Source organism: Shewanella sp. SNU WT4 (genome assembly GCF_006494715.1).
GTDB lineage: Bacteria > Pseudomonadota > Gammaproteobacteria > Enterobacterales > Shewanellaceae > Shewanella.
In genome coordinates, this window is the sequence record NZ_CP041151.1 from 262604 (window position 1) to 283469 (window position 20866).

General features: G+C 46.8%; 11 protein-coding genes, 1 tRNA gene, 4 rRNA genes and 1 pseudogene. 8 read left to right on the plus strand and 9 right to left on the minus strand.

The features are described 5' to 3' along the window. Positions 1 to 170: 170 nt before the first annotated feature. Positions 171 to 1717: ribosomal RNA gene (locus FJQ87_RS01115) — 16S ribosomal RNA — on the minus strand. Between the two features lie 855 nt (positions 1718 to 2572). Between FJQ87_RS01115 and FJQ87_RS01120 the strand changes: the two genes are divergently transcribed. The 4 genes and pseudogenes from FJQ87_RS01120 (at position 2573) to FJQ87_RS01140 (ending at position 5983) form a co-directional block, all read left to right on the plus strand. Further along, positions 2573 to 2917: an IS66 family insertion sequence element accessory protein TnpB gene (locus FJQ87_RS01120; RefSeq protein WP_168195117.1), complete on the plus strand. Its 345-nt coding sequence runs from the start codon at positions 2573 to 2575 to the stop codon at positions 2915 to 2917. A gap of 2 nt (positions 2918 to 2919) precedes the next feature. Beyond that, positions 2920 to 3264, plus strand: a pseudogene (gene tnpB / locus FJQ87_RS01125) (IS66 family insertion sequence element accessory protein TnpB). An 80-nt stretch (positions 3265 to 3344) separates the two neighbouring features. Continuing rightward, positions 3345 to 4826 carry an IS66 family transposase gene (locus FJQ87_RS01135; protein WP_140930119.1) on the plus strand — a complete coding sequence of 494 codons (1482 nt, stop codon included), beginning with the start codon at positions 3345 to 3347 and terminating at the stop codon, positions 4824 to 4826. 178 nt (positions 4827 to 5004) lie between these two features. Then, positions 5005 to 5983 (plus strand): IS630 family transposase gene (locus FJQ87_RS01140; RefSeq protein WP_168195118.1). Its coding sequence is split into 2 segments (ribosomal slippage): positions 5005 to 5418 and positions 5420 to 5983, totalling 978 coding nucleotides; the frame shifts between segments, so codons are not numbered across the junction. Positions 5984 to 6196: 213 nt separating this feature from the next. Here the strand turns inward: FJQ87_RS01140 and FJQ87_RS01145 are convergent. The 5 genes from FJQ87_RS01145 to ccoG form a co-directional block, all read right to left on the minus strand. Then, a tRNA-Asp gene (locus FJQ87_RS01145) sits at positions 6197 to 6273 on the minus strand. Positions 6274 to 6362: 89 nt separating this feature from the next. Further along, positions 6363 to 6478: ribosomal RNA gene (gene rrf, locus FJQ87_RS01150) — 5S ribosomal RNA — on the minus strand. Positions 6479 to 6580: 102 nt separating this feature from the next. Further along, positions 6581 to 9473 (minus strand): 23S ribosomal RNA (locus FJQ87_RS01155). 300 nt (positions 9474 to 9773) lie between these two features. Next, a 16S ribosomal RNA gene (locus FJQ87_RS01160) occupies positions 9774 to 11320 on the minus strand. The 16S, 23S and 5S rRNA genes sit together here with 1 tRNA gene alongside, the layout of an rRNA operon. A gap of 524 nt (positions 11321 to 11844) precedes the next feature. Next, positions 11845 to 13272 (minus strand): cytochrome c oxidase accessory protein CcoG, encoded by a 1428-nt coding sequence (gene ccoG / locus FJQ87_RS01165; protein WP_140930121.1) that lies wholly within the window; start codon positions 13270 to 13272, stop codon positions 11845 to 11847. A 90-nt stretch (positions 13273 to 13362) separates the two neighbouring features. Between ccoG and FJQ87_RS01170 the strand changes: the two genes are divergently transcribed. The 4 genes from FJQ87_RS01170 (at position 13363) to FJQ87_RS01185 (ending at position 15800) form a co-directional block, all read left to right on the plus strand. Further along, complete coding sequence (locus FJQ87_RS01170) at positions 13363 to 13713, plus strand: hypothetical protein (protein ID WP_140930122.1); 351 nt, start codon at positions 13363 to 13365, stop codon at positions 13711 to 13713. 112 nt (positions 13714 to 13825) lie between these two features. Continuing rightward, the gene (locus FJQ87_RS01175; RefSeq protein WP_140933932.1) at positions 13826 to 14740 is read left to right on the plus strand and encodes a 1,4-dihydroxy-2-naphthoyl-CoA synthase; all 915 of its coding nucleotides are present in this window, start codon (positions 13826 to 13828) and stop codon (positions 14738 to 14740) included. 177 nt (positions 14741 to 14917) lie between these two features. Continuing rightward, positions 14918 to 15130 (plus strand): DUF2061 domain-containing protein, encoded by a 213-nt coding sequence (locus FJQ87_RS01180; protein ID WP_140930123.1) that lies wholly within the window; start codon positions 14918 to 14920, stop codon positions 15128 to 15130. 130 nt (positions 15131 to 15260) lie between these two features. After that, positions 15261 to 15800, plus strand: coding sequence for a protein tyrosine phosphatase family protein (locus FJQ87_RS01185; RefSeq protein WP_140930124.1), 540 nt, complete (start codon positions 15261 to 15263; stop codon positions 15798 to 15800). A gap of 42 nt (positions 15801 to 15842) precedes the next feature. On the opposite strand, the gene glmS is transcribed toward FJQ87_RS01185, so the two are convergent. The 3 genes from glmS to FJQ87_RS01200 form a co-directional block, all read right to left on the minus strand. Beyond that, the gene (glmS, locus tag FJQ87_RS01190; protein WP_140930125.1) at positions 15843 to 17672 is read right to left on the minus strand and encodes a glutamine--fructose-6-phosphate transaminase (isomerizing); all 1830 of its coding nucleotides are present in this window, start codon (positions 17670 to 17672) and stop codon (positions 15843 to 15845) included. Between the two features lie 47 nt (positions 17673 to 17719). Next, positions 17720 to 18490 (minus strand): DeoR family transcriptional regulator, encoded by a 771-nt coding sequence (locus tag FJQ87_RS01195; RefSeq protein WP_140930126.1) that lies wholly within the window; start codon positions 18488 to 18490, stop codon positions 17720 to 17722. A gap of 180 nt (positions 18491 to 18670) precedes the next feature. Beyond that, positions 18671 to 20788, minus strand: coding sequence for a TonB-dependent receptor (locus FJQ87_RS01200; RefSeq protein ID WP_140930127.1), 2118 nt, complete (start codon positions 20786 to 20788; stop codon positions 18671 to 18673). Positions 20789 to 20866 lie beyond the last annotated feature (78 nt).

Consider the following 20866-nt stretch of genomic DNA (forward strand, 5'->3'; position numbering starts at 1 on the left):
GTATTTTGAGAACTCAATTTTGTATCACCTAATGCTTGCGCACTAAGTTCTACTATCAGCTTTCCAAATTTTTAAAGAACGACATCCCTTCAAAGGAAGGTAATGTTTTGCTCGTCAACAAGACAAGGCAATCTGTGTGAACACTCAACAGTAATTCTAAATCGCATAGGTAAGGAGGTGATCCAGCCCCAGGTTCCCCTAGGGCTACCTTGTTACGACTTCACCCCAGTCATGAACCACACCGTGGTAAACGCCCTCCCCGAAGGGTTAAGCTATCTACTTCTGGTGCAGCCCACTCCCATGGTGTGACGGGCGGTGTGTACAAGGCCCGGGAACGTATTCACCGTGGCATTCTGATCCACGATTACTAGCGATTCCGACTTCATGGAGTCGAGTTGCAGACTCCAATCCGGACTACGATCGGCTTTGTGAGATTAGCTCCACCTCGCGGCTTTGCAACCCTCTGTACCGACCATTGTAGCACGTGTGTAGCCCTACTCGTAAGGGCCATGATGACTTGACGTCGTCCCCACCTTCCTCCGGTTTATCACCGGCAGTCTCCCTAGAGTTCCCACCATTACGTGCTGGCAAATAAGGATAAGGGTTGCGCTCGTTGCGGGACTTAACCCAACATTTCACAACACGAGCTGACGACAGCCATGCAGCACCTGTCTCAGAGTTCCCGAAGGCACTAAGCTATCTCTAGCGAATTCTCTGGATGTCAAGAGTAGGTAAGGTTCTTCGCGTTGCATCGAATTAAACCACATGCTCCACCGCTTGTGCGGGCCCCCGTCAATTCATTTGAGTTTTAACCTTGCGGCCGTACTCCCCAGGCGGTCTACTTAATGCGTTAGCTTGAGAGCCCAGTGTTCAAGACACCAAACTCCGAGTAGACATCGTTTACGGCGTGGACTACCAGGGTATCTAATCCTGTTTGCTCCCCACGCTTTCGTGCATGAGCGTCAGTCTTTGTCCAGGGGGCCGCCTTCGCCACCGGTATTCCTTCAGATCTCTACGCATTTCACCGCTACACCTGAAATTCTACCCCCCTCTACAAGACTCTAGTTTGCCAGTTCAAAATGCAATTCCCAGGTTGAGCCCGGGGCTTTCACATCTCGCTTAACAAACCGCCTGCGCACGCTTTACGCCCAGTAATTCCGATTAACGCTCGGACCCTCCGTATTACCGCGGCTGCTGGCACGGAGTTAGCCGGTCCTTCTTCTGTAGGTAACGTCACAGCTAACGGGTATTAACCGTCAACCTTTCCTCCCTACTGAAAGTGCTTTACAACCCGAAGGCCTTCTTCACACACGCGGCATGGCTGCATCAGGGTTTCCCCCATTGTGCAATATTCCCCACTGCTGCCTCCCGTAGGAGTCTGGGCCGTGTCTCAGTCCCAGTGTGGCTGATCATCCTCTCAGAACAGCTAGGGATCGTCGCCTAGGTGAGCCTTTACCTCACCTACTAGCTAATCCCACCTGGGCTTATCCATCAGCGCAAGGACCCGAAGGCTCCCCTGCTTTCCCCCGTAGGGCGTATGCGGTATTAGCAGTCGTTTCCAACTGTTATCCCCCACCAATGGGCAAATTCCCAGGCATTACTCACCCGTCCGCCGCTCGCCGGCAAAGTAACAAGTTACTTCCCGCTGCCGCTCGACTTGCATGTGTTAGGCCTGCCGCCAGCGTTCAATCTGAGCCATGATCAAACTCTTCAATTAAAGTTTTGTTCGGACCCAAAGGTCCTGCTCAATGAATTCTGTCGATTCGATGATAAATCATCAAATTTGCATGTTATGCGGACATCTTCGTTGAAGTCTCTTGCGAGACGTGTTAAATCGTTGTCGATTTATCAACTACTGTGAATGTCCACACAGATTTGCTTGTCTTCTACTTGTTAAAGAACGTTGCCGCTACGGGCTAGGGATGCGTATTTTACGCATAAACCTGAGTGGGTCAAGCCCTTATTTCAGGCTTGGATCCAAGCGGTTAAACTTTCGCCTAACACCCTTAATCACTCATGGTTAACTTACTTCGCAAGTTCCATCCTGACTCAGTATCGTTGCTTTACAGCGCCGTTGTCCGTGTCAGTGGGTCGCATTATAGGGCGCTGCCACAATTGCACAAGTGCTAACTGGGTCACTCACGACTGACTGCTCGTTTAGCCATCTATATGGATAAAAATGACACATCCTGAGCTTTTATGACGTGGATTTCACTAAGTCGTATGGCACTAGCACCACCGAAACAGAGTGCCGGATAGTCGATAATTACCAGCCACTTCATATTGATAACTACCACCCGATAATGGGTCATAGAGTTAGGTGCGGCGGCTTTTTATCACGATTGGGGATATGCATGCACAGTAAGAAACATCAGCGCGGAGTCAATGGAGCAGAACGGCTGATGTTCAACAGCTCAAGATGGAAGCCAAGATTTTTAAAATGAGTCTATTTGCAAAAGCTCGTCAGGCTTTCTATCTAATCATTACGCTGTGACCGTCTAGCGAACCACACCTCGCATCGATGTTCTGATTGTCTAAAAATACCTGCTCAATGATAAATTTGGAGCAGGTGATGAAAACATACAAAACAGCGGCACAGTGGCTAGGGTTACTTCAGCAGCGCAGCAATTTCAAAGGCACTAATGTTGAATTCTGCCAACATCATAATGTCTCGATTACCACTTATTATAAACAGCGCGCTTTACTGGGTAAGCAACAGTATCAGCCAAGCGTGTCAGAGCAAACATCTCACGCTACTCAATCACGCTTTATACAACTAAAACAAACCACCACTGAAGTCTGCACGCAAACTCATCAACACCCAGTGCTGTTTAATACGCGAACTGGCCAACTCACTCTTTCAGCGGATTTAGCAACAATAGATATCCTTACCATCATTAAGGGGCTAATGGTATGAAGATGTTTGTTGATGTGCCTTCCGTCTATTTATGTGCCGATGCTGTCGATTTTCGTAAATCAATTAACGGGTTGGCGGCTTTAGTCGAAGCAGAGCTAGAGCTGTCCGTCCTTAATGGTGCACTATTTGTGTTTTGCAATAAAGGCCACGATAAACTCAAATGACTTTATTGGGATAACACTGGCTTTGCGCTGTGGTATAAGCGATTAGATAAGCATAAGTTCAAATGGCCCAAACTCATATCACCCACAATGACATTATCCGAGCAGCAATTACACTGGTTATTAGGGGGTTATGATGTCATTGGCCACAGTAAAATTGATGTGACGGGTAAGCAACTACGTTAATATTTGCGATCAATTGATGATCATCAAAACAAGGTCAATTAGCACTACAAAGCCTTTCGATATGCCTTAACATAGGCGTCATGAAAAATGAACTCGCCCTTAAACAGCGCATTGCTGAACTTGAAAAACTGTTAGCGCAGAAGGATGCACTCATCGCAGCCTTGGAAGAGCGCTGGCGCCTCGCTCAACAAAAACAATTCGGCAAAAGTGCTGAAGGCTTTGTTGGGCAAGGCGAGTTATTCAATGAAGTAGAAGAGATTGTTGAAGCCGTTGAGGCCGAGCAACAATCCATTAGCTATACCCGTAAAAAGCCTGTGCGTAAGCCACTGCCAAAAGACTTACCCCGTGAGCAGGTTATCCACGATATCACCGATAAGACCTGTGATTGCTGTGGCAGTGAGTTACATAAAATGGGCGAGGATAAATCAGAAAAGCTTGAGTTTATTCCAGCCCAAATCAAAGTGATTGAGTACATTAGGGCTAAATACGCTTGCCGCCATTGTGATAAATCCTCAACTCAAACGCCGATTAAACAAGCCTCAATGCCAGCGATGCCAATCAATAAAGGCATTGCTACAAGCAGTTTACTCAGTCAGCTTATCACCAGTAAATATCAATACGGGTTACCGCTTTATCGCCAGGAAGCGATGTTTAAGCAATATGGCATTGAGCTCAGTCGCCAGACAATGAGCAGCTGGATAGACAAATCAGCCACACTCTTCGCACCATTAGTTGAACGGCTTAAAACAGCGTTGTTAAAACAGCCCACGTTGTTTGCGGATGAAACGCCATTAAAAGTGGTGAAATCCGATAAAGTGAACAGCTACATGTGGGTCTATTGCTCAGGTCGAGATTCACCAGCCCCGAATAATCCTATCCCTAATATTGTGCTTTACGACTTCCATAACAGTCGGGCTGCCGCCTGCGTGGTCAATTATCTTGATGGATATCAAGGCTACTTGCACGTAGATGGTTATCAAGCTTATGAAAACACACAGGCAACCTTAGTGGGATGCTGGGCTCATGCTAGGCGTAAATTTATTGAAGCAAAAAAGCTGCAAGGCAAAAACAAAACCGGCAAAGCGGATATGGTATTAAGCCTTATCCAAAAACTGTACGGTGTAGAGTCACACATCAAAGATAAAACTACAGATGAAAAGTACATTGCCAGACAAGAGGCTAGCCTGCCTATCCTAGGCAAGCTAAAAGCATGGCTTGAGCAAAACCAGCCCAATTTAGTGGGTAATACCAAACTGATGGAGGCAGCTAATTACCTGGCTAATCAATGGCACAAACTCATTCGTTATGTTGATGATGGCAGATTGAGTATTGATAACAATCGTGCAGAGCGAGCAGTAAAACCGTTTGTGATTGGCCGAAAAAATTGGTTATTCAGTCAGACAGCTAATGGGGCTAATGCCAGTGCCACGCTTTACAGCATAGTAGAAACGGCCAAAGTCAATGGCTTAGTACCATTTGATTACATCATGGCCTGTCTTAATGAACTGTGCCAACCAGCACCGGATATCGACAGCCTGTTACCATGGAATTTTAAAAGATAGGTGTAGTTGCCCAGACGCTTACATTCGTTTGAGCTAAAGTGGCGCGAAGTAATGCCTCATACCAATCCGTACTAAATTGTGATCTAATACACTCATCATTTTCAACTCATTCTATTCTGTGAAAAATTACACCTCTGTTGAACTCGTTAGATTATCAAAGTCAGAAAAAGACGCCCGCATGCGTATTCGCATTTTGGCTGTTTCTTGCTTCTTGGAATGTCACAATCGTGCTCAAGTTGCTCGGCAACTCAAGGTTAGTCGTCGCAGTGTCAATGAATGGGTTAAAAAGTACTTAGATTCTGGCATTGATGGTTTGAAAGCCAATATGAGATCGACAAATGCGAGTAAACTTAGCGAACAGCAAAAGCGGACTCTTTATCAATATATAGACGATTTAAGTCGCTCAGAATTAGGTGGACGATTAACGGGCGTCGATATTCAATCCTATATAGAACAGCAGTTTGGTATCCATTACCATCTAAACCATGTATATAAAATATTGAAAAGTATAGGTTTAAGCTGGATTACCAGTCGTTCTAAGCACCCCAAACAATCCTTAGAAGCTCAAGCTGAATTTAAAAAAACTCATTTCTAAAACGATCGCAACGATCCCTGTTTATATTTCTTTAGATAGTGTCGATATTTGGTTTCAAGATGAAGCGCGATTTGGTCAGCAGAATACAACGACCAAACTGTGGGCAACAAAAGGCTCTCGCCCCAGAGCGGTAAAGCAGCAACAATTTGAATATGCTTATCTGTTTGGGGCTGTTTGCCCATCAACGGGGGCAACTGAAGCGTTGGTCACTCCCTTTGTTAACCGGGAGGCGATGAGGCAACACTTGAAGCAAATTTCAGAAGCAACCCACTCGGATAGGTATGCTCTTGTTATCATCGATGGCGCGGGGTGGCATACAGACGATATAGCCAAAGACTTTGATAATTTATCAGTTCTCAAATTACCTCCCTATTCTCCAGAGCTAAATCCAATAGAGCAGGTATGGCAATGGCTAAGACAACACTGTTTAGCCAATAGATGTTTTGAAGGCTATAACGATATCGTTGAGCAGTGTTGCAGTGCTTGGAATACATTTATTCAGTGCAAGGACAGAGTAAAAAGTTTGTGTACAAGAGACTGGGCCAAAGTGGGCAATATTTAATGCGGATTGGTATCATAAAAGCTAAAATGCCACAACGAAAAAAGCCTCAGCATTGCTGCTGAGGCTTTTATTTTAATGTTGATGGGTGAATATCGCCTAGCGATGAGCTTATGAGCACGAAGCTGGGGCGAACAGGACAGCCCCGCTAAATCACAGCATCAAATTTCAGATACGAAAAAGCCCTAACATTACTGTTAGGGCTTATCGAAATTTTGGCGGAGCGGACGGGACTCGAACCCGCGACCCCCGGCGTGACAGGCCGGTATTCTAACCAACTGAACTACCGCTCCTTTAGTGATGGCTTGCGCTTCTCACTAAATTCTTTTTGCGTCGCTAACGTGTCAGCGTTAGGAGACGTGCTTTTGCAAGCAAATTAGGCGCCTGGAGATGACCTACTCTCGCATGGGGAAACCCCACACTACCATCGGCGCGACTGCGTTTCACTTCTGAGTTCGGAATGGGATCAGGTGGTGCCACAGTGCTATGGTCTCCAGACAAATTTGGAAATTCAGAAAGCTAATTATTGAGTACTCAATCTTCAATCAAGTATTTTTCGATTCTTTATCAGGCTTGTTCAGTAAAACCCATCTGGGTTGTATGGTTAAGCCTCTCGGGTCATTAGTACAAGTTAGCTCAACGCCTCACAACGCTTACACACCTTGCCTATCAACGTCCTAGTCTCGGACGGCCCTTCAGAGGACTTATAGTCCTAGGGATGACTCATCTTGGGGCTCGCTTCCCGCTTAGATGCTTTCAGCGGTTATCGATTCCGAACGTAGCTACCGGGCAATGCCATTGGCATGACAACCCGAACACCAGCGGTTCGTCCACTCCGGTCCTCTCGTACTAGGAGCAGCTCCCCTCAATCATCCAACGCCCACGGCAGATAGGGACCGAACTGTCTCACGACGTTCTGAACCCAGCTCGCGTACCACTTTAAATGGCGAACAGCCATACCCTTGGGACCGACTTCAGCCCCAGGATGTGATGAGCCGACATCGAGGTGCCAAACACCGCCGTCGATATGAACTCTTGGGCGGTATCAGCCTGTTATCCCCGGAGTACCTTTTATCCGTTGAGCGATGGCCCTTCCATTCAGAACCACCGGATCACTATGACCTACTTTCGTACCTGCTCGACGTGTCTGTCTCGCAGTTAAGCTGGCTTATGCCATTGCACTAACCGTACGATGTCCGACCGTACTTAGCCAACCTTCGTGCTCCTCCGTTACTCTTTGGGAGGAGACCGCCCCAGTCAAACTACCCACCAGGCACTGTCCCTAATCCCGATAAGGGACCTAGGTTAGAACATCAAAACTACAAGGGTGGTATTTCAAGGACGACTCCACACAAACTAGCGTTCATGCTTCAAAGTCTCCCACCTATCCTACACATGTAGGTTCAATGTTCAGTGCCAAGCTATAGTAAAGGTTCACGGGGTCTTTCCGTCTAGCCGCGGGTATACGGCATCTTCACCGCAATTTCAACTTCACTGAGTCTCGGCTGGAGACAGCGTGGCCATCATTACGCCATTCGTGCAGGTCGGAACTTACCCGACAAGGAATTTCGCTACCTTAGGACCGTTATAGTTACGGCCGCCGTTTACCGGGGCTTCGATCATGAGCTTCTCCGAAGATAACCCAATCAATTAACCTTCCGGCACCGGGCAGGCGTCACACCGTATACTTCATCTTGCGATTTTGCACAGTGCTGTGTTTTTGATAAACAGTTGCAGCCACCTGGTATCTGCGACTCCCGCTAGCTTAGAGAGCAAGTCTCATCACCGGCAGGAGCGTACCTTCTCCCGAAGTTACGGTACCATTTTGCCTAGTTCCTTCAGCCGAGTTCTCTCAAGCGCCTTGGTATTCTCTACCCGACCACCTGTGTCGGTTTGGGGTACGATTCCTGCTAACCTGAAGCTTAGAAGATTTTCCTGGAAGCATGGCATCAACTACTTCAGTCCCGTAGGACCTCGTCATCAGCTCTCAGCGTATGTATTCCCGGATTTGCCTAAGAATACCGCCTACCACCTTAAACGCGGACTACCAACGCCGCGCTAGCCTAGCCTTCTCCGTCTCTCCATCGCAGTTAGCACAAGTACGGGAATATTAACCCGTTTCCCATCGACTACGCCTTTCGGCCTCGCCTTAGGGGTCGACTCACCCTGCCCCGATTAACGTTGGACAGGAACCCTTGGTCTTCCGGCGAGGGGGTTTTTCACCCCCTTTATCGTTACTCATGTCAGCATTCGCACTTCTGATACCTCCAGCGTGGGTTACCCCTTCACCTTCAACGGCTTACAGAACGCTCCTCTACCGCGCATCTCTAATGAAATGCACCCGTAGCTTCGGTGACTAGCTTAGCCCCGTTACATCTTCCGCGCAGGCCGACTCGACTAGTGAGCTATTACGCTTTCTTTAAATGATGGCTGCTTCTAAGCCAACATCCTAGCTGTCTAAGCCTTCCCACATCGTTTCCCACTTAGCTAGTACTTTGGGACCTTAGCTGACGGTCTGGGTTGTTTCCCTTTTGACAACGGACGTTAGCACCCGCTGTCTGTCTCCCGCATAGTACTCATTGGTATTCGGAGTTTGCAAAGGGTTGGTAAGTCGGGATGACCCCCTAGCCTTAACAGTGCTCTACCCCCAATGGTATTCGTGCGAGGCGCTACCTAAATAGCTTTCGAGGAGAACCAGATATCTCCCGGTTTGATTGGCCTTTCACCCCCAGCCACAAGTCATCCGCTAATTTTTCAACATTAGTCGGTTCGGTCCTCCAGTTGATGTTACTCAACCTTCAACCTGCCCATGGCTAGATCACCGGGTTTCGGGTCTACACCTAGCAACTAAACGCGCAGTTAACACTCGGTTTCCCTACGGCTCCGCTATTCGCTTAACCTCGCTACTAAATGTAAGTCGCTGACCCATTATACAAAAGGTACGCAGTCACGGTCTCAAGAACCGCTCCCACTGCTTGTACGTATACGGTTTCAGGTTCTATTTCACTCCCCTCACAGGGGTTCTTTTCGCCTTTCCCTCACGGTACTGGTTCACTATCGGTCAGTCAGGAGTATTTAGCCTTGGAGGATGGTCCCCCCATGTTCAGACAACATATCACGTGTGCCGCCTTACTCGTTTTCATCTAAGGTTAGTTTTCATGTACGGGACTATCACCCTGTACCGTTGGACTTTCCAGACCATTCCACTAACACCCCCTAGACTTAAGGGCTAATCCCCGTTCGCTCGCCGCTACTTAGGGAATCTCGGTTGATTTCTTTTCCTCTGGGTACTTAGATGTTTCAGTTCCCCAGGTTCGCCTCATACAGCTATGTATTCACTGTATGATGACCACTTATGTGGCCGGGTTTCCCCATTCGGACATCGTTAGCTCAAATGCTTGTTACTAGCTCGCCAACGCTTTTCGCAAGTTACTACGTCCTTCATCGCCTCTGACTGCCAAGGCATCCACCGTATACGCTTAGTCACTTAACCATACAACCCAAATGAGTTTCACTTGAGCGTATTGCAACTAGCTGGTTTTTACTGTCTCTTGCTTTCGCAAAAGAACGCCTTGATTTACTTCATTTCTGAAGTTAAAGAATATCCAAAACACTTGATTAAAGTATTTTGAGAACTCAATTTTGTATCACTTAATGCTCGCGCACTAAGTTCTACTATCAGCTTTCCAAATTTTTAAAGAACGACATCCCTTCAAAGGAAGGTAATGTTTTGCTCGTCAACAAGACAAGGCAATCTGTGTGAACACTCAACAGTAATTCTAAATCGCATAGGTAAGGAGGTGATCCAGCCCCAGGTTCCCCTAGGGCTACCTTGTTACGACTTCACCCCAGTCATGAACCACACCGTGGTAAACGCCCTCCCCGAAAGGTTAAGCTATCTACTTCTGGTGCAGCCCACTCCCATGGTGTGACGGGCGGTGTGTACAAGGCCCGGGAACGTATTCACCGTGGCATTCTGATCCACGATTACTAGCGATTCCGACTTCATGGAGTCGAGTTGCAGACTCCAATCCGGACTACGATCGGCTTTGTGAGATTAGCTCCACCTCGCGGCTTTGCAACCCTCTGTACCGACCATTGTAGCACGTGTGTAGCCCTACTCGTAAGGGCCATGATGACTTGACGTCGTCCCCACCTTCCTCCGGTTTATCACCGGCAGTCTCCCTAGAGTTCCCACCATTACGTGCTGGCAAATAAGGATAAGGGTTGCGCTCGTTGCGGGACTTAACCCAACATTTCACAACACGAGCTGACGACAGCCATGCAGCACCTGTCTCAGAGTTCCCGAAGGCACTAAGCTATCTCTAGCGAATTCTCTGGATGTCAAGAGTAGGTAAGGTTCTTCGCGTTGCATCGAATTAAACCACATGCTCCACCGCTTGTGCGGGCCCCCGTCAATTCATTTGAGTTTTAACCTTGCGGCCGTACTCCCCAGGCGGTCTACTTAATGCGTTAGCTTGAGAGCCCAGTGTTCAAGACACCAAACTCCGAGTAGACATCGTTTACGGCGTGGACTACCAGGGTATCTAATCCTGTTTGCTCCCCACGCTTTCGTGCATGAGCGTCAGTCTTTGTCCAGGGGGCCGCCTTCGCCACCGGTATTCCTTCAGATCTCTACGCATTTCACCGCTACACCTGAAATTCTACCCCCCTCTACATGACTCTAGTTTGCCAGTTCAAAATGCAATTCCCAGGTTGAGCCCGGGGCTTTCACATCTCGCTTAACAAACCGCCTGCGCACGCTTTACGCCCAGTAATTCCGATTAACGCTCGGACCCTCCGTATTACCGCGGCTGCTGGCACGGAGTTAGCCGGTCCTTCTTCTGTAGGTAACGTCACAGCTAACGGGTATTAACCGTCAACCTTTCCTCCCTACTGAAAGTGCTTTACAACCCGAAGGCCTTCTTCACACACGCGGCATGGCTGCATCAGGGTTTCCCCCATTGTGCAATATTCCCCACTGCTGCCTCCCGTAGGAGTCTGGGCCGTGTCTCAGTCCCAGTGTGGCTGATCATCCTCTCAGAACAGCTAGGGATCGTCGCCTAGGTGAGCCTTTACCTCACCTACTAGCTAATCCCACCTGGGCTTATCCATCAGCGCAAGGACCCGAAGGCTCCCCTGCTTTCCCCCGTAGGGCGTATGCGGTATTAGCAGTCGTTTCCAACTGTTATCCCCCACCAATGGGCAAATTCCCAGGCATTACTCACCCGTCCGCCGCTCGCCGGCAAAGTAACAAGTTACTTCCCGCTGCCGCTCGACTTGCATGTGTTAGGCCTGCCGCCAGCGTTCAATCTGAGCCATGATCAAACTCTTCAATTAAAGTTTTGTTCGGACCCGAAAGTCCTGCTCAATGAATTCTGTCGATTCGATGATAAATCACCGAATTTGCATATTATGCGGACATCGTTCGTTGAAGTCTCTTGCGAGACGTGTTAAATCGTTGTCGATTTATCAACTACTGTGAATGTCCACACAGATTTGCTTGTCTTCTACTTGTTAAAGAACGTTGCCGCGATGGGCTAGGGATGCGTATTTTACGCATAAACCTGAGTGGGTCAAGCCCTTATTTCAGGCCTGGATCCAAGCGATTAAACTTTCGCCTAACACCCTTAATCACTCATGGTTAACTTGCTTCGCAAGTTCCATCCTGACTCAGTATCGTTGCCTTACAGCGCCGTTGTCCGTGTCAGTGGGGTGGATTATAGGGCGCTGACCCAATTGCGCAAGCGCTAATTGGGCCAGCCACGACTGACTGCTCATTTAGCCATCCATATGGATAAAAAGGACGCAAATACGTCCTTTTTATGAGTGGCATAACGATTCAAACCTGTTTAACCACGGCCTTAGTTACTAAAGAAGCGTGACTCTTGCTCGGCTACGACTTGCTTACCGTCTATGTCGGTTAGTACTTGAATCGAGATTTTAGTGATTGGCCGGTTAAGATTAATAGGATCCATCTCAATACTAATAGGTAGTACTAACACTTCGCCGCCTTGGGACTTAACTTCTTTAGGCCCTAACCACTGATAATCCTCTAAACCTTCCACCTTAAATTGGTGAATATGAGCCTCCTCTGTCTTATTGAGGATTTTTAAGGTGTAGGTATTTTCAATCATACCGTCAAGATTTGTGCGATATAGAGTATTTCTATCGCGGATGACATCTACCCGCATTGGCGCAATGCTGGCCGTGGCATAAGTGAGTAGTAGTATCATCACCACCAGTACGGCGCCGTAGCCCAGTAACTTTGGACGCAATACCTGCTCTTGTTTGCCTTCTAGCTTATTCTCAGTGGTGTAACTAATCAGTCCTTTAGCGTAACCCATGCGGTCCATGGTTTGATCGCAAGCATCAATACAGGCGCCGCAGTTAATACACTCGTATTGCAAACCATTGCGAATATCGATACCCGTTGGGCAAACCTGTACACATAAGTCACAGTCGATACAGTCACCTAAGCCTTGCTCTTTATGATCGGCTTTTCTCGATCTTGGTCCACGAGTTTCGCCGCGCGCGGCATCGTAACCCACTATATAGGTATTCTTGTCAAACATAGCCGATTGGAAGCGCGCATACGGGCACATGTGCACACACATGATTTCACGCATCCAGCCGGCGTTGCCATAAGTTGCCAGGGTAAAGAACATCACCCAGAAATAGATGCCACCACTAGCGTTAAGGCTAAAAAAATCACTGTAGAGTTCTGAAGTAGGAACGAAATACGATACGAAAGTCATGGCTGTCAGCCAAGACACTAATATCCATGCCAGATGCTTAGCGCTCTTACGCCATACCTTATTAAATGACCATGGCATTTCATCAAGCTTGATCCGCTTATTGCGGGCTCCTTCTATTTTTTCTTCAAACCAGATAAAAATAAAAGTCCACATGGTTTGCGGGCAGGTATAACCGCACCATACTCGCCCTAAATAGGTGGTGATAAAAAATAAGCCAAACGCGGCAATCATCAAGACAGCAGCAAGTAGGGTTAAATCTTGCGGCCAAATGGTTAAACCAAAAATATGAAACTTTTGTTCGCCGAGGTTAAACCACACGGCTTGCCGGTTTCCCCAAGGTATCCAAGGCAGTAATAAGAAGAATGCCATAGCCACCCAGCCCATGCGGCGTCGAAGTTGAGTCCAGACGCCTTGAACGGCACGGACATAAATGCGATTGCTTGGATTAAACCGGTCGGCTTTGTTGGCATCAGGCTGATGGATCTTGATACGTTCCGCCTTAGAAAAATCCTTATTCCCCGATCCTGACGTCATAATTCAATGCCTTACTGCGTTGGTTTATTTTAAGTTTCTGCTTTATTATACCCATCATTGTAATGGTTATTCACCTAGTTGGGCTAAAAGATGAAGGGATGGATTATAATCGGCACGGTTGGTGCGGCCTTGTATTACACAGCTACTACCACCACTTTGCTTGATACGCCGATCACAGCCGGCAAATCAGTGCTGCAAGGTTGGCATAGCAAAATCCAATCCTTAACCGGCACTAAGATAATCAAAGCTGATACGGCCTTTTCATCCCTGAAGCAGCAGGTTGAAGGACGCTTATCCAGTCATGAGCTGAAGCAACTTGATACCATCACTGTTAGCCCAGAATCCATCGCCCAATTTTCCGAGCAATATTGCCAATCAACTCGTGTAGCGCACCCAGTTATCAGCGTTGATAATGTACGCTTTATCTGCGACCGCCTATAACCTGTCGTTGGTGGCAGCAAACGCGCCACCATTAATACTTACTTTGGCAAAAGTTGATCTTATCGGCCACTGCACCTAGCCTTTGGCCATTATTCACCACAGGACATACATGATGACCCACGCTGCTACTGATAAGGTATCTGATATTTTCGACCCATTACTTTGGGACAAAGTTGAAGGTTTTACGTTTGAAGATATTACCTACCATAGAGCCAAAGCTCATGGCACAGTGAGAATTGCCATTGATCGCCCTGATTGTCTTAATGCATTTCGTCCAAAAACCGTTGATGAACTCTATATTGCCTTAGATCATGCTCGTCAGTGGTCTGATGTTGGCTGCGTACTATTAACGGGTAATGGGCCATCGGCTAAAGGTCAGTGGTCGTTCTCATCGGGCGGCGATCAACGCATTCGCGGTAAAGATGGTTATAAGTACGAAGGCGCAGAGGCTGGTACTGCCGATGTGGCGCGTATGGGACGTTTACACATTTTAGAAGTGCAGCGACTTATTCGCTTTATGCCAAAAGTAGTGATTGCTGTGGTTCCTGGTTGGGCTGTTGGCGGCGGTCACAGCTTACATGTGGTGTGTGATTTAACCTTAGCCTCAAAAGAGCATGCCATCTTTAAGCAAACTGATCCTGATGTTGCCAGCTTTGACTCTGGCTATGGCAGTGCTTACTTAGCCAAGATGATAGGTCAAAAACGCGCGCGCGAAATATTCTTTTGCGGCTTCAACTACAGCGCCGATGAAGCTTTTGATATGGGTATGGTTAACCGCTCAGTGGCACACGCCGATTTAGAAACTGAAGCGCTGCACTGGGCCAAAGAAATCAATTCAAAATCGCCAACCGCAATGCGTATGCTCAAATATGGCTTTAACTTGCCTGATGATGGCTTAGTCGGTCAGCAATTGTTTGCCGGTGAAGCAACGCGCTTAGCCTATGCCTCTGAAGAAGCGAAAGAGGGCCGTGATGCCTTCTTAGAAAAACGCGATCAAGACTTCTCTAAGTTCCCTTGGCATTATTAATCACGATAATAACTGAGTTTACATTTTGCTATTAAGCCGCCTCAGGGCGGCTTTTTTATGAGTAATAGTCAAAGCAATAAGAAACCGATAGCCACAATCGAAACAAACTTATATACGCAGCAGTTGATAATGATTATCATTTGATTATTGAGTGTCACTTTGATTGGGGTAATGAGTATGCGGAAAACGATTAGCTTTGCCATTTTACATTTTAGCGTCGCTTTTAGCGTGACTTACTTGCTCACTGGCAGCGTTATCTTAGGCGGCGCGATTGCCTTACTAGAACCTGCCGTAAATACAGTGGTATTTTATTTTCATGAAAGAGTCTGGAAAAGAATTGAGCAAAAACAGCAGCAAGCTGCCGCTCAAACTAAGCTAATGCTGGTGTAAACCTTAAACTTTATTCAATTTGAATGGATAGCATAAAAAACTAGAGCTGGCTCACCATTATGATATTGGCCATTGAACCATAATGCTTGCAGGCACCTCTAACCAATAACTTATTGTTATTCAATCAATCATGAAAAAACTATTGCTCGCATCTATGCTAATTTTTACGCCACTCACCGAAGCAAGTGCCTTGCCAGAGGCTTTGCAAAACATTGCCGCAGTGCAAAAAGCCGATGCGCGGGTTATTACTTCTGGCCTGCCAACGCCAGCGGAATTTGATTCACTCGCGCGTTCAGGGGTAAATGTCGTTATTAATTTAATGCCAGATAGCAGCAATGACAGTTATCACAACGAGGCGCAATTAGTCCAAGCGGCAGGTATGGAATACGTTTATATTCCCGTTGATTGGCAACATCCGACCATTGATGATGTAAACCGCTTCTTTGCGGCCATGCTGAACCATCAAAACCAAGATATTCTAATTCACTGCAAAGCTAACTATCGCGCCTCGGCTTTTTATTACCTTTATGAAGTGACCCAGCTTGGCAAAAACCCACAAGCAAGCATGCAGCATACTATGGCGCCGTGGGGAGATATTGAGCGCAGCTTGCAGCAATATCCGCAGTGGCAGCAATTGATTAATCAGGTATTGGCGCAGTACGACCAATAAAAAAGGCGCTACTGGAGCGCCTTTAGGGAAAACCGTGAATGATTACTCAACGGTAACCGATTTGGCCAAGTTTCTTGGCTGGTCAACGTCCGTGCCCTTAATCAAGGCCACGTGGTATGACAGTAATTGCAGTGGAATAGTGTAAATCAGTGGCGCCATAAAGGCATCACAATGAGGCACAGGGATCACCTTCATAGTGTCATCCGACTCAAACTCAGCATCAACATCAGCAAACACATACATTAAGCCGCCGCGCGCACGCACTTCCTCAACGTTAGATTTAAGCTTTTCTAACAACTCATTGTTAGGCGCCACCACAATCACCGGCATGTCAGCATCGATTAAGGCTAAAGGGCCGTGCTTCAATTCACCAGAGGCATAAGCTTCAGCGTGAATATACGAAATCTCTTTAAGCTTTAACGCGCCTTCCATAGCAATCGGGTATTGATCGCCGCGCCCTAAGAATAAGGCATTATTTTTATCTGCAAAATCTACCGCTAATGCAGCAATGGCATCATCCAATCCTAATGCTTGTTCCACTTTAGCTGGCATAGATAACAAACTTTGGGTGATATCGGCTTGCATTTGCAGCGACATACCGTTGTGACGACCAATGGCGGCAGTCAGCATCAATAAACCCGCTAACTGCACAGTAAAGGCTTTGGTTGAAGCCACACCAATTTCGGCGCCAGCCTTCATCATGTAAGCCATGTCAGATTCACGCACCAATGATGAACCTGGCGAGTTACAAATGGTCAGCGTCGCTTTATAACCCATTTCTTTAGCTAAACGTAACGCCGCCAAGGTATCTGCGGTTTCACCAGATTGTGAAATAGTCACTAACAAGCTGTTTGGGAATAAGTGCGACTTGCGATAACGAAACTCTGATGCGATTTCGACATTACAAGATACCCCAGCCCAATCTTCTAACCAGTAACGCGCAGCCATACCTGAGTGATAACTGGTGCCACAGGCAATAATTTGCACGTGCTTAATGTCTTTTAAAAACTCACCCGCATTGGCACCAAAGGCAGTATCTAACACTTGCTTGTTAGCTATGCGGCCTTCAATAGTGCGTGATAACGCTAATGGCTGCTCATAAATTTCTTTGAGCATATAGTGGCGATATTCACCTTTATCGCCAGCATCATGGGTGACTTCAGATTCTTTGATTTCACGCTTAACTGGCGCGCCATTAACATCAAAAATAGCTACCTGACGACGGGTCACTTCAGCCACATCGCCTTCTTCTAAAAACGCGAATGAGCGCGTCACAGGTAATAAGGCTAATTGATCTGAGGCGACAAAGTTTTCACCTAAGCCAAAACCTATCACTAATGGGCTACCAGAGCGCGCAACCACTAAACGCTCGTTATCGCGTCTATCCATAACCACTGTGCCGTAAGCGCCTTGCAGTTGCTTAACTGTGGCTTGCACCGCAGCCAGTAAGCTCGCGTGGGTTTTTAATTCATGGTGCACTAAGTGGCAGATAACTTCAGTGTCAGTGTCAGAGGTAAACACATAACCTAAGCCTTTAAGCATGTCGCGCAGCTTGTTATGGTTTTCGATAATACCGTTATGCACCACGGCAATATCATCACTGGATACATGAGGGTGGGCATTACGCTCACTTGGCTCGCCATGGGTTGCCCAGCGAGTATGGGCAATACCTGTGCCGCCTGCTAATGGATGCTTATCTAACGCAGCTGTCAGTTCCTGAACCTTGCCGACGCGGCGGGTACGGTTTAGCTCGCCATTATGAATAACGGCGACACCCGCCGAATCATAACCGCGGTATTCTAAACGGCGTAAGCCCTCAACCAAGATTTCAGCAACATCCCTTTGCGCCACGGCGCCAACGATTCCACACATAGTTCACCTGTTATTTCAAAGATAAATGGGTAGTGTTTAACACTAAGTTATTCTTGATAAGGGGCAAGAATAACTTCAACCCCTTGTTGACGGATGGCAGCAGCAGCTTCTAGCGGCAATCTGTCATCCGTGACTAATTTATTAACCGTGCTCCACGGCAATTCCAAATTAGGAATACGGCGCCCAAGCTTGTGCGATTCGAGCATGACCACAACTTCACGAGATACTTCTGCCATCACCTTGCTTAAGCCTGTGAGTTCATTAAACGTAGTGGTTCCTCGGGCTAAATCCAAACCATCGGCGCCAATAAACAATTGATCGAAGTTATATGAACGTAGCACTTGTTCGGCGATACGACCTTGAAATGATTCAGAATGCGGATCCCAAGTGCCGCCGGTCATCAATAAGGTCGGCTCGAACTCGAGATCATGAATGGCATTGGCAAGCAGCAAGGAGTTAGTCATCACCACTAGGCCGCGCTTATCGTTCAAATGCGAAATAATGCCTATGGTCGTGCTGCCAGAATCAATAATGATGCGATTGTGATCATCAATCAGCTTGGCCGCAGTGGCTGCGATACTGAGTTTATTGGCCGACAGCAGTTTATAAGAGCCTTGGGTAATATCTTGAGGCACCGCCACCGCGCCACCATAACGACGAAACAACAGACCGTTTTTCTCTAATGCGGTCAAATCTTTACGAATAGTCACCACAGAGGTTTCAAATAAGAGGGATAGCTCATCAACACTGACTTCCCCTTGCTCATTTAACAGGTTAAGTATGCCGTGCCGTCGCTGCTGGGTGTTTCGTTTAGTCATTTATCTTTCGAGTTAAGTTTCGTTTCGAAAGTTAATTATATACAAATGAAAGAAGTTTGCCAGTAACCAAGACGATATTGCTGATAAAAAACTCATTTTTTGATGAGTAGTACGCGATGCACTAAATCACAGCCATAAAAAAAGCAGCCGTTTGGCTGCTTTGTGAGTGTAATAATTTGCTTAGAACTTAGCTTCAACCGCCAACGCTAGGCTGCGGCCAGCGCCTATGCTCACGTCTTGATAGCTACCGCCATCGAGATATTCTTTATCAAAGAGGTTTTTGATATTCATGCGCAGATTAACTTCCGTGCCTTGAATGTCCCACGCATAGGCAGCGCCTAAGTCAAAGCGGACAAAACCATCTTTAGTAATAGTATTGCTGGTATTGGCAAAACGCTCACCCACATACACAGCGCCAAAGTTCAGGGCTAAATCATCATTCACTTCATAACGAGTCCAGATATTGGCTGACCACTGCGGAGCATCAATCGGCGTTTTGCCATCAAGTTGCTTGCTATCACCTGTGCCAGTTTTATATTTAGCATCTAAGTACATCATAGAACTGGTGATAAACCAGCTGTCACTCATCTGGCCCTGCGCACCCAACTCAAAGCCGCGGTGATGTTGCTCACCATCTTGGTTAGTTATGTACTTGTCACCTGCTGGCGTTTCTTGATCAAAAATCTGTTTAACCACTTTATTGTCAACGTTAATATCAAACACTGCTGCCGTCAGTAATAAGCTGCTGTTAAACAGTTCCCACTTAGTACCCAATTCATATTGTGTGCCATATTCAGGCTTAAGATCTAACTGGTCATTGACGTCGAACTCATCATTCACCATGCCTTGCGGCGTGAAACTTTTTGAGTAGTTAACATAAATGCTGCCGTGATCAGTTGGCGCGTACACTAAACCCACTTTTGGCGATAAAGCATAGCTGTTATTGCCTTGGCCTTCTTTTTTCTGCTCGTCGTAACGCACACCAGCTAACACTTTCCATTCTTCCGTCAAACTCATCAGATCTTGGACGTAGAAACCATAGTGGTAATACTCAGAGGTTGATTTAGCTTTAGTAGCATTTAAGTAGTTAACATCGGGAGCCACTATTTGCCCAGGCATGACAGTGGCAGATTCGCCGCCATCATAAAACTGCTGATAGTAATAATTTAGATAATTACCACCAATCAATAACTGATGCTCGATGCTGCCAGTATCAAAGTCAGCCAAGAAATCTACATAAGCCGTCTTATGCTGCCAATTATCATGGCGATCGAAAGGTTTAACTGTATAACCATTTTCAAATGGGTTTTCAGTATAGGTAGGTGATGAGCCTAAACGTTGACGCTCAAATTTCTGATGGTTATATCCCGTCTTCACTTTGAGGTTATCAGAGAGCTGCCAGCTAATATCTGCGCCTAAGTTAGTGACATTGTTGTCAGTGAAAGTCCAAGGCATTTCCCAGATGTCTTTACGGTCACCAATAATCTCGCCTTGGCTGTTTAACCAAGCACCTGAATCTATGTTGGTTTTGTCAGAAGTATTATCGTATTTCACCGATAATGTCAGATCATCGGTCACATCAAAATCTAAGGCAACGAAACCTAACAGGCGATCACGCTCTTGATGCTCGCCGTTAAAGTATTCACGCCAGTATTGAGTGTCTTGTTTTACTAACACAGTGCGATAACGCACGGTTTGATCTTCATTGACGGCGCCGCCGGCATCTAACTGAAAACGAGTTGAACCTTGATCGTCAGTATCAAACCCTAAGTTAAACAAGCTATCGTAGGTCGGCTTTTTGGTAACCATGTTAACTAAGCCGCCAGGACCAGACTGGCCATAGAGCATAGACGATGGGCCTTTAAGCACTTCAACTTGCTCAAGGGTTTCAATGGGCTGCACGTAATGCGACCAGTGCTGCTGACCATTTACTAGGAAACCAGAACCAGAATCCAATTCAAAACCACGAATAGCGAATACTTGGCGGTTCCATTTTTCGCTGCCAGAAGTGACAGATGAGTCATTGCTCAGCACTTCACCTAAGTTAGTGGCAAGCTGCTCATCGGTGACGAAATCAGGGATCACGGTAACTGACTGTGGGGTATCAATTAATGCAATATCACCGCGCATAGCACCACTAGCATTGCCGGCTTTATAGTTATTGAATTGCTGAGCAACAACACTGATACGCTCAATGTTAGCCGTTGCAACGACTTGAGCATTACCCTCGTCAGCTACAGCATTAACACTTAATAAGCTCATGATTGCCAAACTAATTGATGATCTTCTGGTGTTCATTACTATCCCCACAGCACGACATTGTACTTTATGTCGCAAAGCCTAAATGAGAATCTATATCATTCACACTCTTTTTTA

Coding starts and splice junctions, on each gene's coding strand:
- FJQ87_RS01180 (WP_140930123.1), top strand. CDS start 14,918: ATGCGGAAAACGATTAGCTTTGCCATTTTACATTTTAGCGTCGCTTTT.
- FJQ87_RS01185 (WP_140930124.1), top strand. CDS start 15,261: ATGAAAAAACTATTGCTCGCATCTATGCTAATTTTTACGCCACTCACC.
- FJQ87_RS01170 (WP_140930122.1), top strand. CDS start 13,363: ATGAAGGGATGGATTATAATCGGCACGGTTGGTGCGGCCTTGTATTAC.
- FJQ87_RS01200 (WP_140930127.1), bottom strand. CDS start 20,788: ATGAACACCAGAAGATCATCAATTAGTTTGGCAATCATGAGCTTATTA.
- FJQ87_RS01195 (WP_140930126.1), bottom strand. CDS start 18,490: ATGACTAAACGAAACACCCAGCAGCGACGGCACGGCATACTTAACCTG.
- glmS (WP_140930125.1), bottom strand. CDS start 17,672: ATGTGTGGAATCGTTGGCGCCGTGGCGCAAAGGGATGTTGCTGAAATC.
- FJQ87_RS01135 (WP_140930119.1), top strand. CDS start 3,345: ATGAAAAATGAACTCGCCCTTAAACAGCGCATTGCTGAACTTGAAAAA.
- FJQ87_RS01120 (WP_168195117.1), top strand. CDS start 2,573: ATGAAAACATACAAAACAGCGGCACAGTGGCTAGGGTTACTTCAGCAG.
- ccoG (WP_140930121.1), bottom strand. CDS start 13,272: ATGACGTCAGGATCGGGGAATAAGGATTTTTCTAAGGCGGAACGTATC.
- FJQ87_RS01175 (WP_140933932.1), top strand. CDS start 13,826: ATGACCCACGCTGCTACTGATAAGGTATCTGATATTTTCGACCCATTA.